Raw genomic sequence first — 12,595 nt, forward strand, 5'->3', positions numbered from 1 at the left:
GGCCGGCGGCTCGGTCGGAGCCGTCCTCGGTGTCGGGGGCTCCTGATGGCGGTGCACCGGACGGTGCGGACCGGCTCCGTGGTCGGAGCCGGTCCGCACTCTCGGGTCAGGCGAGGCTCGAGATGGTCTCGCGGACCTTGGTGATGATCTCCTCGGGCATCGGGGCGTAGCCGGCGTCGGCGAGCAGCGCCTGGCCGTCCTCGGAGGCCATGTAGTTCAGGAAGGACTTGGTGGCGGGCAGGGTCTCCGCCTTGTTGCCCTTGTCACAGACGATCTCGTAGGTGACCAGGACGATCGGGTAGGCGCCCGCGGCGGCCGGGGTGTAGTCCAGCTCCAGCGCGAGGTCCTTGCCGGTGCCGACGACCTTGGCGGCGCCGATGGCGGCCGTGGCGTTCTCGATGGTGGCCTTGACCGGCTCGGCGGCCTCGGTCTTGATGTCGACCGTCTTCAGGCCGTCCTTGGCGTAGGAGAGCTCGAAGTACGAGATCGCACCCGAGGTCTGCTTCACCTGCTGGGCCACACCGGAGGAGCCCTGCGCGGACTGGCCGCCCTTGGCCTCCCACGCCTTGCTGGGCTCGTACGACCAGTCCTTGGGCGCGGCTTCCTTCAGGTACGTGGTGAAGTTGTCCGTGGTGCCGGACTCGTCCGAGCGGTGGAAGGCCTGGATCTTCAGGTCGGGAAGCTTGGCGTCGGGGTTGAGCTTGGCGATCGCCTCGTCGTTCCAGTTGGTGATCTTGCTGTCGAAGATCTTGGCGAGGGTCGACGCGTCCAGAACGAGGCTGTCGACGCCCGGGACGTTGAAGCCGACGGCGATCGGACCGCCGACCATGGGCAGGTCGACGCCCTGGCCGTCCTTGCAGATCTTCTTGGACTGCTCGATCTCCTCGGCCTCCAGCGCGGAGTCCGAGCCGGCGAACGCGGTCTGGCCCTGGAGGAACGCGGTGATGCCGGCGCCCGAACCGGTCGGGTTGTAGTTGACCTGGACGTCCTTGCACGCCGCGGAGTACTGCTTCACCCAGGCGTCGATGGCGTTCTTCTGGGCGGAGGAGCCGGAGGCCTGGAGCTGGCCCTTGGCGTCGCCGCAGTCGATGTTGCCGGCCTGCGCGGTGGCGGAGGAGCCGCCGCCCTCGCTGTTGCCGCCGGTGTCATCGGAGCCGCACGCCGTGAGGGCCAGGGCGCCGGAGACGGCGAGAGCACCGAAGGCGAGGGCCCGCCGGTTCTTGCGCTGAAGCTTCACTTGAGTTCCTTCCAGTGGCCGCCGTCCTGAATTCGGCGGCGTGCGAAGTGTGGGTGATGCGGTCGCCTCCCAGCTTCGGGCGTTCCGCATCGCGTAAGGCCGAAATTAGGCAGAACAGGTGAAGCCGCCGATGGCCGTAAATGAACGAGGGGTGAACCCCTGTGGACGGTGCGGTGAGGTCACGGAACGCTCACGTCGAGGACACGGGGGGATACCGGGCGGGAACGGGACAGTCACGGGGCGGCACGCAGCGTGGCGAGCAGGGCGTCCACCAGGCCGGCGTCCCGGGGTTCGGTGAGGCGGGCGCGGGCCGCCTCCGGGGGGAGCCAGAGGACGCGGTCGACCTCGTCGGTCGGCGTGAAGGCGCCGGCGACGGCTTCGGCCGCCCAGTAGCGGACCCGCTTGGGGCGGCCGGCCGCCAGGTAGTGCGACGAGGGCAGCTCGGCCGCCGGGACGGCGGTGTGCCCGGTCTCCTCGGCGACCTCGCGCAGCGCGCCGGCCAGCGGGTCCTCGCCCCGTTTGAGCTTGCCCTTGGGCCAGGACCAGTCGTCGTACTTCGGCCGGTGCACGAGGCAGAGCTCGAGCTCCCCGGTGACCGGGGAGCGGCGCCACAGGACGCAACCGGCGGCCTGGACGGTGAGGGTGCGGTGCCGTGCGGAGTCCGGGGAGTCCACCTGCGCCTCCTGTCCTTTGTCCCTAAGGCGTGCCGACGACGTCCTTCTGCCAGCACCGCTGGAACGCGTACCGCGCGGCCTCCACCTCATGCCGCTGGTCGGCGTGGAGCACGCCCAGCGCGTACGCCGTGGCGGGGGCGATGCGCGGGGTGCGGGCCGCCTGCGCCGCGGCGGCGGCCGCCTCGGAGGCGTCCCGGTGCCGGTCGAGCGCCTCGCCGGCGGCGCACAGGCGCGGATCGGCGGGCGGGGCGTCGCCGGTGCCCGTGTGCAGGACCTCGCGGGCGTAGCGGTGCAGGCGCAGTAGCAGGCGGACCTGGTGCCAGGGGGCGTCCTGCGGGTGCGGGGCGGGGTCCGGGGACAGGCCGTGGATCAGCGCCTCGGCGTTGTACGGGCTGCCCGCGGTGAGCAGGGGCAGCGCGGCGACGGCGTCGGCGAGGCGCTCGCGGGCGGCCTCGGCCAGCGGACGCAGGTCGGCGCCGGCGGCCGCCGGGGACAGGGGGACCTCGCTGGCCAGGACGGCGACCCGGTCGGCGATCCCGTGGAAGCGGGAGGAGCCGAGGGCCTGGAGGGCGGTGGAGTGGGCCCGGGTCCGGGCCAGGGTCAGCTGCCGGTCCAGCAGGGCGCCCGCCTTGGCGGCGCCGACGGTGAGGTTGCCGCGGTCGGGTGCCGGGGCGGGGCCCGAGGACGAGGCCGCCGGGGCGGCCGTGCCGGTGGCGCGGGCGGTGGTGCGGGTGGCGGTGCGGGCGGGGACGGAGGCGGTGGCGGAGGTGCGCCGGGCCGCGCCCGTCATGCCGTCGGCCGCGGCGACGGTGCGGCGCGGGCCGTCCGGGGCCGTACCGCCGCTCGCGCCCGCCGTGGCCACGCCGGTGCGCCGGGCGGTGGCCGGCTCGGCGGCGGCGTGCAGGGCGGCGGTGGTGCGGTCGCGGCCGGGGTCCGTTGACGTGCCCGTCGTGTCCGCGGGCTCGGTGGCCGTGCGGCGGGCGGTGGCCGGCGGGGATGTGCCGGTGCGGTCGCGGCCGGGGGCCGGGGAGGTGGCCGGCGGGGCGGGCGGGTCGGTGGCGGGGCGCCGGGTGCCCGACGGGTCTCCGCCGGTGCCGGAGCCCGTCGCCCCGGGTGCCTGCGACGCGCCCGCGGCGGGGTGCGCGCGGGCCGGGCCCGCCGGGTCCTGGGCGGGCAGCGGCGGCGCCCCCGACAGCCGGTGCAGGGCCAGGAGCAGCTGCTCCAGGCGGGACGCGTACGCGTGCTCCAGGGCCAGGGTGCCGGAGACCCACGCCAGCTCCGGACGCATGGCCTCCGACCAGTCGGGGTCCAGGACCGGCTGGAACGTGTGGAGGCTGGCGCTGATGCGGCGGGCCGCGCGGCGCAGCGCGCGGGCCGCCTCGGCGGAGCCCTCCGACCCGGCCGCGCCGGCCCCGGTCTCCCGGTGCAGGCGCAGCGCGCGCAGGAACTCGGTCGCCTGGGCCCGCAGATAGCCGGCCAGGGCGTCCGCCGGCACCGCGCCAGCCGTCGGATCAAGGTGTCGCTGTGCCACGCCGGCGCCTCCGGGCGTCAATGAGCATCTCCTGGACGTTGCGCAGGGGCTGGCCGTCCGCGTCCGTCGCGTGCCGGGTCCACTCGCCGTCCTGGCCGAGGTGCCAGGACGCCGTGGTGTCGGACATACCGGTCTCCAGCAGCCGGTTCAGGGCAGCCCGGTGGGCCGGGTCGGTGACCCGTACCAGTGCCTCTATACGGCGGTCGAGATTGCGGTGCATCATGTCCGCGCTGCCGAGCCACACCTCGGGCTCGCCGCCGTTGCCGAAGGCGAAGACGCGGGAGTGTTCGAGGAAGCGGCCGAGGACGGACCGTACCCGGACGTTCTCCGACAGGCCCGCCACGCCCGGCCGGATCGCGCAGATGCCGCGCACCCAGATGTCGACCGGCACGCCCGCCTGCGACGCCCGGTAGCAGGCGTCGATGACGGCCTCGTCGACCATCGAGTTGACCTTGATGCGGACGAAGGCGGGACGCCCGGCACGGTGGTGCTGGGCCTCCTTGTCGATCCGGGAGACCAGTCCGTCGCGCAGCGACTTGGGGGCGACCAGCAGCCGCCGGTAGGTCTCCCGGCGGGAGTAGCCGGAGAGGCGGTTGAACAGGTCGGAGAGGTCCGCGCCGACCTGCTGGTCGGCGGTGAGCACGCCGAGGTCCTCGTAGAGGCGCGCCGTCTTCGGGTGGTAGTTGCCGGTGCCGACGTGGCTGTAGCGCCGCAGGGTCTCGCCCTCCTGGCGGACCACCAGGGACAGCTTGCAGTGGGTCTTGAGGCCGACCAGGCCGTAGACGACGTGGCAGCCCGCCTCCTCCAGCTTGCGGGCCCACTTGATGTTGGCGTGCTCGTCGAAGCGGGCCTTGATCTCGACCAGGACCAGGACCTGCTTGCCGGACTCGGCGGCGTCGATGAGCGCGTCCACGATCGGGGAGTCGCCGGACGTCCGGTACAGCGTCTGCTTGATGGCGAGGACGTCGGGGTCGGCGGCGGCCTGCTCCAGGAACGCCTGCACGGAGGTGGAGAAGGAGTCGTACGGGTGGTGCAGCAGCACGTCCCGGCTGCGCAGGGCCGCGAAGATGTCGGGGGGCGAGGCGGACTCGACCTCCGCCAGGTCGCGGTGGGTGCCGGCGATGAACTTCGGGTACTTCAGCTCGGGCCGGTCCAGGCTGTGGATGCGGAACAGACCGGTGAGGTCGAGCGGGCCCGGCAGCGGGTACACCTCGGCCTCGCTGATCTTCAGCTCGCGCACCAGCAGGTCCAGCACCTCGCGGTCGATGGACTCCTCGACCTCCAGGCGCACCGGCGGCCCGAAGCGGCGCCGCATGAGCTCCTTCTCCAGCGCCTGGAGCAGGTTCTCCGCGTCGTCCTCCTCGACCTCGAGGTCCTCGTTGCGGGTGAGCCGGAAGGCGTGGTGCTCCAGCACCTCCATGCCCGGGAACAGCTCCTCCAGGTGGGCGGCGATGACGTCCTCGATGGGGACGTAGCGGCCGGGGGAGCATTCCAGGAAGCGTGACAGCAGCGGCGGCACCTTGACCCGGGCGAAGTGCCGGTGGCCGGTGACCGGGTTGCGGACGACGACGGCCAGGTTCAGCGACAGGCCGGATATGTACGGGAAGGGGTGCGCCGGGTCGACCGCGAGGGGGGTCAGGACCGGGAAGATCTGGTGCCGGAAGAGGGTGAACAGGCGGGCCTGCTCCTTCTCCGCCAGCTCGTTCCAGCGGACCAGGTGGATGCCCTCCTCCGCGAGTGCGGGGGCGACGTCCTCGTGGTAGCAGGCGGCGTGCCGGGCCATCAGCTCCCGCGAGCGGGCCCAGATCATGTCCAGCACCTCGCGCGGCTGGAGGCCGGACGCGGAGCGGGTGGCGACACCGGTGGCGATGCGGCGCTTCAGACCGGCCACGCGGACCATGAAGAACTCGTCCAGGTTGCTGGCGAAGATCGCGAGGAAGTTCGCGCGCTCCAGCAGCGGGGTGTCCGGGTCCTCGGCGAGCTCCAGGACGCGCTCGTTGAACGCGAGCCAGCTGCGCTCCCGGTCGAGGAAGCGGCCCTGGGGCAGCGGGGTCGCGCCGTCCGCCAGCGTCTCCTCGTAACCGTCGAGGTCCGCGTCGATGTCCGGTTCCAGGTCGGAGACCACCCCGGCCACGGTGTGCGGGCGGTGGGCGGCGATGGAGCCCACGGAGGGCTGCGGGTGCTGTACCTGTGCCTGGGTGTTGGGCTGGCTCATGGCCCCATTGTTCCGCGCCGACAGCGTCACGGGCGCGTCGGAAAGCGCGGGTGGGAGCGGTGGTGGCCCTGAGGCGTTCCCGTTCCCCCCGTTCACCCTTCGGGGCGGTGAAGGCTCTGGCGCGGCGGGAGTCATTGGCCGAGCCTCGCAAGCCTGTCTGAATCACTGGTTACGGAGACATGACGTCCGGGATAGCGGGGGGCGGCTCACGGGGTGCGGGACCGCACCCCTCCGGCCACGTCGGTCCGCTCCCGCACCGGCCCGTCCGCCCGTACGCCCCGACAGGTCCCGCCCCGTACGGCGGCGCAGGACCGCGAACGCGGCGGCGGTGGCGAGGGCGGCGACCGCCGGCACGTAGCCGGTCGCGGGGATGACGCCCTGGGTCCGGGCGAGGCGGGCGGTGCCGGACTGCTGTGCGCGGCGGTGGCGCCGGTCGCGCCGGAGCCGGGCCGGTGGCGGGCCGGCGTGCGCGGCAGGCTCAGGTTTCCGTCCGGTACATCAGGTCCACCTCGTGGGTGACGAAGCCCAGCCGCTCGTAGACGGAGACCGCCGCCTTGTTGTCGGCGTCGACGTAGAGCATGGCCGTCGGCAGCCCCCGGTCCGCCAGATGCCGCAGCCCGATCGTCGTCAGCGACTTGCCGAGGCCGCCGCCCTGGGCGCCGGGGTTCACCCCGAGGACGTACACCTCGCCCAGCCGCTCCTCGGCGTGCACCTTGGTCCAGTGGAAGCCGACGAGCCGGCCGTCCCGCTCGGCCAGGAAGAAGCCCTCGGGGTCGAACCACGGCTCGGCCTTGCGGTCGTCGAGGTCGCGCTGGGTGAGGGAGCCCTGTTCGGGGTGGTGGGCGAAGGCGGCGGCGTTCACCGCGAGCCAGGCCGCGTCGTCCTGCCCGGGCACGAAGGTGCGCACGCTCACGCCCTCCGGCAGCACCGGGTCGGGCAGGTCGAGCCCGGCCAGGGGCCGCCGCATCTGGCGCAGTTCCCGGAACAGCGTCAGCCCGAGGACCTGCGCGAGGTGCCGGGCTGCGGAGTGACCGCCGTGCGCCCACACCCGCAGCCGCTTGCCGGAGGCCGCGAGCAGCGCCGCGCCCAGGGCCCGCCCGTGACCGTTCCCCCGGTGCGAGGGGTGCACCACCAGTTCGGCGGCCGGCGGCTCCACCGGGTCGGTGTCCTCCAGCTGCGCGTAGCCGACGAGTTCACCGTCGACGGACAGCAGCAGATGGGACACGCCCGCCCGCTCCCCGCCGCGCAGCTGCAGCCGCCCCTGCTCGGACACCGCCTGCTGGCCGTCGGTCCGGGCGGCCTCCGCGAGCAGGGCGAGGACCGCCTCGGTCTGCTCGGGGGCGAGCGCGGCATAGGTCTGGAGCGAGCGGGGGCGGCCGGGCCGTGCGATGTCGTCGCTGGTCATGCGTACGAGGGTACGGGGAGGGCGCGGCGAGGACGCCGCATATCGGGCGATACCGGTGCCCCTGAAAGGTAAACCAGGATGTAACCATGAAGACCCTGTCGCGCTACGCGCGTTGACCCTAGGCTGCGCCGGTACCCAATCGGACCCACATGGGGGGCGCATGCCAGCCACATCCCCGGCGCACCACCAGCGCCGCAGACGCCGTACCACCCGTCTCCTCGCGACCGCCGTCGGCGTGCTCACCGCCGGGGCGCTGGCCGCCGCCCTGCCCGGCTCGGCGAGCGCCGGCGAGGACGGCGCGGACAAGGGCGCCGCGCACGGCCCCGGCCGCTACCAGGACGTCCAGCTGCTGTCCTTCAACGACCTGCACGGCAACCTCGAGCCCCCGGCGGGCTCCTCGGGCCGGGTCACCGAACTGCAGCACGACGGCACGACGAAGAGCGTCGACGCGGGCGGCGTGGAGTACCTCGCCACCCACCTGCGCCAGGCCCGCGAGGGCAACCGGTACTCCATCACCGCCGCCGGCGGCGACATGGTCGGCGCGTCCCCCCTGCTCTCCGGCCTGTTCCACGACGAGCCCACCATCGAGGCGCTCAACAAGCTCGACCTGGACGTCACCTCGGTCGGCAACCACGAGTTCGACGAGGGCGCCAGGGAACTCGGCCGCCTGCAGAACGGCGGCTGCCACCCCACCGACGGCTGCTACTCCGACGAGGAGTTCGAGGGCGCCGACTTCCCGTACCTGGCGGCGAACGTCCTGGACGAGAAGACCGGCAAGCCGGTCCTCGACCCGTACTGGGTGTGGAAGAAGAACGGCGTCAAGGTCGGCTTCATCGGCGTCACCCTGGAGGGCACCCCGGACATCGTCTCCGCCGAGGGCGTCAAGGGCCTGTCCTTCAAGGACGAGGTCGAGACGATCAACAAGTACGCCAAGGTGCTCCAGCGCCAGGGCGTGAAGTCGGTCGTCGCCCTCATCCACGAGGGCGGCTTCCCGGCGTCCACCGCCTACAACTACGACTGCGACGCCCCGGGCGCCGGCGACGGCATCTCCGGCCCGATCGCGGACATCGCCAAGAACGTCACGCCGCAGGTGGACGCGCTGGTCACCGGCCACACCCACAACGCGTACGTGTGCACGATCCCGGACCCGGCGGGCAAGCCCCGCATGGTCACCTCGGCCGCGTCCTTCGGCCGCCTCTACACCGACACCACGCTGACCTACGACCGCGCGACCGGCGACATCGCCCGTACGGCCGTGAAGTCCGCGAACCACGTCGTCACCCGGGACGTCCCCAAGGCGCCCGACATGACCGCGCTGATCGACGAGTGGAACACCCTCGCCGCCCCCATCGGCAACCGTCCGATCGGCTACATCTCCGGCGACATCAACCGCGACGGCACCGAGTCCCCGCTGGGCGACCTCATCGCCGACGCGCAACTGGCGTACGCCAAGGGCCTGGACGCGGAGACCGACCTCGCGCTGATGAACCCCGGCGGCATCCGGGCGCCCCTGACCTACGCGGCCAAGGCCGGTGAGGGCGACGGCGTGGTGACCTACGCCGAGGGCTTCACCGTCCAGCCGTTCGCCAACACGGTCAACCTCCAGGACTTCACCGGCGCGCAGCTCGTCCAGATCCTCAAGGAGCAGGTGAGCGGCCCGAACGAGGCGGCCGTGAAGATCCTCCAGGTCTCCTCGGGCCTGACCTACACCCTGGACCTGACGAAGACGGGCGCGGACCGCGTGGTCACGGACTCGATCCGGCTGAACGGCGCGCCCCTCGACCCGGCCGCCACCTACCGCGTCGCGTCCAACAGCTTCCTCGCGGGCGGCGGCGACGGCTTCCCGACCCTGGGCCAGGGCACGAACGACCTGGTCGGCGAGGACGACCTGACCGCCCTGGAGCAGTACCTGACGGCCAACTCCTCGGCCACCGCCCCGATCGCCCCGCCGAAGGCGGACCGCATCACGGTCGTGCGGTAACCACCGGAGGGACCCCTGGGGGAACCACCACGGAACCACCACCGGGACGGGGCCGGTGCGCGACGCCGGGACGTCGTGCACCGGCCCCGTCCCCGTGCGTGGCGTGTCCTGCGCCGGGCACCGGCCGTGGTGGGTCACGCTTCGACGGACGGACGCCATCACGGCGGGAGGGTCAGGAGGGTGACACGGATGCTGGTGCTCGGACGCTCGCAGGTGGAGCGACTGCTCGATCCGGACGCGCTGATCGACGCGCTGGCCGGGGCGATGGCCGATCTCAGCGCGGGCCGTGCCTCCGCTCCCGGCCGCATCGCCGCCCTGGTGCCCGACCGGGAGGGCTTCCTGGCCGCCATGCCCGGCCACGTGCCCTCCGCCGGGGTGCTGGCGGGCAAGCTGGTCTCCCTCTTCCCGCGCAACGCCGGAACCGCGCTGCCCACCCACCAGGCACTGATCGTGATGTTCGACCCCGGTACCGGCGAGCCCGTCGCCCTGTTGGACGGCACCGCCATCACCGCGGCCCGCACCGGCGCCTGCTCGGCGCTCTCCGCCCGGCTGCTGGCCCGGGCGGACGCGTCGGTGCTGGCCGTCCTGGGCACCGGGGTGCAGGCCCGCTCCCACGCCCGCGCGATGTGCAGGGTGCGCCCGGTCCGGGAGATCCGGGTGGCCGGGCGCGATCCGGCGAAGGCGGCGGCCCTGGCCCGGGAACTCTCCGCCGAACTGGACGCCGACGTACGGGCGGTGGCCACCTACGCCGAGGCCGCCGACGGCGCCGACATCGTCGCCGCCACCACGCACGCCCTGGAACCCGTCGTCCGCCGCCCCTGGATCGCCCCCGGGACCCACATCACCTCGGTGGGCTACAACCCGGCCGGCCGGGAGGTCGACGACGCCACCGTGGCCGACGCCCTGGTGTGCGTGGAGTCCCGGGAGGCCGCGCTCGCCCCGTTCCCGACCGGCAGCAACGACCTCCTGGACCCGATCCGCGACGGCGTCGTCACGGCGGACCACGTCCACGCCGAACTGGGCGAACTAATCCTGGGCCGCCGCCCCGGCCGGGAGTCGGCCGACCGGATCACCCTCTACAAGTCGGTCGGCGTGGCGGTGCAGGACGCCGCCGCCGCGGCGCTGGTCCTCGCCGCGGCGCGGGAGCGGGGGGCCGGCGAGCGGATCAGTCTGCGGTAGGGGCCCACACGACGGCCTGCGCCACGATCACCCGCTCACCGTCGAAGGTGACGGCGGGCCCCTCGTGCAGCCGGTACCCCCGCTCCAGCGCCTCGCTCACCCGGCGGCAGAACGCCGCGTCGTCGGGTCCGGTCAGTACGCGGTACACGGGCAGCCCGTCCGGTGGTGTCGTCATGCGCCCACGGTGTCACAGCCGCCCGCCCGCCGCGCCCGCCCCGACGCCCCCGGCGTCAGGACGCCGTGGGCGTCCAGCCGGCCAGCCAGTCCGCGACCTCCTGGGACGCCGCCTGGGAGTCCGTCAGGTGCGGACGGTCGCCGCTCGCCGACCCGGAGCCGGGGCCCGTGTTCCGGTACTCGGCGAAGCGGTCGTCCTTCCAGGAGAAGCCGCCCATGTCGGTCCACGGCGTGGTGCGGATCGCCGCGCCGAGGGTGGTGTTGCGGACCGTGGTCTGCGGGTCGAGGGAGGCGTCGCCGCCCGCGTGCCAGGGCCGGCCGAGGTAGAAGGTGCGGTCGGAGACGTCGCCGTTCACCGCGGAGTTGGCGATGAGGATGCCCTTGCGGTTCGCGGCCGTGCTCGGCGCCGTGACGTAGCCGGCCGACGTGCCGTCCCAGCGCTTCTTCAGGGTGATGACGGAGCGGTCGATCACCGCGGTCGCCCGGCCGAAGATGAAGTCGACGTTCCCGACGACGTAGGAGTTGGTGACGTACACCCGCCCGAGCCGGTCCTTGGCGGCCGTGTCGAGGAGGAGGGTGTCCTGGTCGCCCTCGACGATCACGCCGTCGAGGAAGACCCGGTCGGCCGCCGTGCGCAGGGCGACCGCCTGGTGGCCGGAGAGGGACTGGTTGGCGCGCTCGTCGAAGTCGTTGGAGATCGTCAGGTTGCGGGCCTGGAAGTCGTCGGCCTCGACGGCGACCGTGGCGCTGCCGGAGGTGCCGTGGTTCCCCGAACCGTCCGGCTTCGGCGTGCCGGCCGCGTTGTTGAAGACGATCACCGTGTCCTTGCGGCTGGCGCCGGTGCCCTGGAAGGTGACGTGCGGCTTGGTGGAGGGGACCTTCACCGTCTCGCGGTACGTGCCCGGCTTGATGGAGATCACCACGCGGGAGGCGTTGTTCGCGGGGACCGCGTTCACCGCCGCCTGGACCGTCCGGTACTGGCCGGTGCCGTCCTTGGCGACGGTGAGGGTCGTGGCCGCCGCGGCCTTCGGCGCGACGTCCGCCGCCGCCGACGCCGTCGTGCCGATGGTCGGACGCGGGCCCGTGCCCGACTTCAGCAGGGACGGCACGTTCGCCGCGCTGTCGAGGGTGTAGGAGTAGTACGCCTTCGGGTCGAAGGCCGTACCGCCGCTCTCGTTGCGGCCCGACGTGCCCGAGAAGATGTTGCCGCGCTGGACGATCGTCGCCGTCGCGTCCTTGATGACCGGGTTCTTCATGCCCTGGAAGTAGCTGTTCTCCAGGACCATCCGGGTGCCGCCGCGCGAGTAGTTGCCGTACGAGGAGTTGATGCTCGTGCCGGCGACGTCCTCCAGGTAGTTGTTGTAGAGGTGCGCGTGGGCGGCGTTGTCCGTGGACGGGTTGCGCTGCTCGGTCTCGCGGAACCAGTTGTGGTGGATCGTGATGTCCGTCGTGACGTTCTCGGTCCAGCCGATGCCGAAGGTCTTGTTGTTCTGGCTCAGCTCGTTCCAGGAGACCGTCACGTACGTGCTGTCCTTGCGGACGTCGATCAGCCCGTCCGCCATGTTCCGCAGGTCGTTGTGGTCGATCCAGACGTGGTGCGCGCCGTCCATCTGGACCGCGTCGAAGTCGTGGTCCTTGTCGTTCCAGATGCCCTGGTAGGCGTCCCGGATCGTCAGGTTGCGGATGATCACGTTGTGCACGCCCTGGCCGAGGAAGAAGCCCCCGCCGACGAGGTGCCCGGACGTGCCGGAGCCCACGATCGTCTTGTCGGAGGCGACCTTGATCTCCTTGCCGACCGGGTTCATCGTGATCGTCCCGGCCACGACGATGACGTACGGCTCGGCGGCGGTGGCGTACTTCTCCAGGTCCGCCTGTGTGCGCACGGTGACGGTCTGCCCGTCCCGGCCGCCGTACGTGCCGTTCTGGCCGAGCGCGTTCACCGAGGCGAAGCCGTCGGCGGTGGCCGTGGCCCAGGCGGGGGCCGCGGCGGAGGTGACGTCGGAGGCGGCGGACGCCAGTTGGGGGGTGATGGCGCCGGGACCGGCGCCGTACACCGCCAGTGAGGCGGTGGCGAGGGTCAGCGGCAGGCCGACGGCCAGGAGCTTCCTGCTGCGGCGGTGACGCGCAGTGCTGCGGTGCTCGCTCATGCGGCGATCCGTTCCGTGTGGGGGGAGGGGACACGGGTCGGTCGCCGCCCGG

The 12,595-nt window shown here is 73.0% G+C and carries 9 protein-coding genes and 1 pseudogene; 2 read left to right on the forward strand and 8 right to left on the reverse strand.

From position 1 onward, the window contains the following. Positions 1 to 106: 106 nt before the first annotated feature. The 6 genes and pseudogenes from pstS to mshD all read right to left on the reverse strand — a co-directional run bounded on the left by pstS (position 107) and on the right by mshD (position 7,062). Complete coding sequence (gene pstS, locus FHX78_RS18290) at positions 107 to 1,237, reverse strand: phosphate ABC transporter substrate-binding protein PstS (protein WP_145868499.1); 1,131 nt, start codon at positions 1,235 to 1,237, stop codon at positions 107 to 109. Positions 1,238 to 1,470: 233 nt separating this feature from the next. Then, positions 1,471 to 1,911, reverse strand: a complete 441-nt coding sequence (locus tag FHX78_RS18295) for an NUDIX hydrolase (protein WP_229923892.1) — start codon at positions 1,909 to 1,911, stop codon at positions 1,471 to 1,473. A 22-nt stretch (positions 1,912 to 1,933) separates the two neighbouring features. Further along, positions 1,934 to 3,115 carry a CHAD domain-containing protein gene (locus FHX78_RS18300; protein ID WP_373313005.1) on the reverse strand — a complete coding sequence of 394 codons (1,182 nt, stop codon included), beginning with the start codon at positions 3,113 to 3,115 and terminating at the stop codon, positions 1,934 to 1,936. A gap of 30 nt (positions 3,116 to 3,145) precedes the next feature. Next, positions 3,146 to 3,442: pseudogene (locus FHX78_RS38165) on the reverse strand (CHAD domain-containing protein); the annotation flags it as partial. Next, on the reverse strand, positions 3,423 to 5,792 hold the full coding sequence (locus FHX78_RS18305; RefSeq protein ID WP_145868502.1) for an RNA degradosome polyphosphate kinase: 2,370 nt from the start codon (positions 5,790 to 5,792) through the stop codon (positions 3,423 to 3,425). The gene FHX78_RS18305 and the pseudogene FHX78_RS38165, both read right to left, overlap by 20 nt. A 343-nt stretch (positions 5,793 to 6,135) precedes the next feature. Further along, positions 6,136 to 7,062, reverse strand: a complete 927-nt coding sequence (gene mshD / locus FHX78_RS18310; protein WP_145868503.1) for a mycothiol synthase — start codon at positions 7,060 to 7,062, stop codon at positions 6,136 to 6,138. A gap of 160 nt (positions 7,063 to 7,222) precedes the next feature. Here mshD and FHX78_RS18315 point away from each other — a divergent pair, with 160 nt between their 5' ends. Continuing rightward, positions 7,223 to 9,043, forward strand: coding sequence for a bifunctional metallophosphatase/5'-nucleotidase (locus tag FHX78_RS18315; protein WP_145868504.1), 1,821 nt, complete (start codon positions 7,223 to 7,225; stop codon positions 9,041 to 9,043). A 189-nt stretch (positions 9,044 to 9,232) separates the two neighbouring features. Further along, a complete protein-coding gene (locus FHX78_RS18320; protein WP_145868505.1) occupies positions 9,233 to 10,222 on the forward strand; it encodes an ornithine cyclodeaminase family protein in 990 nt (329 codons plus the stop codon). On the opposite strand, the gene FHX78_RS18325 is transcribed toward FHX78_RS18320, so the two are convergent. Both FHX78_RS18325 and FHX78_RS18330 read right to left on the reverse strand, forming a co-directional pair. Continuing rightward, complete coding sequence (locus FHX78_RS18325) at positions 10,209 to 10,397, reverse strand: DUF1737 domain-containing protein (protein WP_145868506.1); 189 nt, start codon at positions 10,395 to 10,397, stop codon at positions 10,209 to 10,211. The genes FHX78_RS18320 and FHX78_RS18325 overlap by 14 nt on opposite strands. A gap of 55 nt (positions 10,398 to 10,452) precedes the next feature. Beyond that, positions 10,453 to 12,543, reverse strand: coding sequence for a pectinesterase family protein (locus FHX78_RS18330; RefSeq protein WP_145868507.1), 2,091 nt, complete (start codon positions 12,541 to 12,543; stop codon positions 10,453 to 10,455). Between the last annotated feature and the right edge of the window lie 52 nt (positions 12,544 to 12,595).

Origin of the sequence: Streptomyces capillispiralis, from assembly GCF_007829875.1 — a bacterium.
GTDB lineage: Bacteria > Actinomycetota > Actinomycetes > Streptomycetales > Streptomycetaceae > Streptomyces > Streptomyces capillispiralis.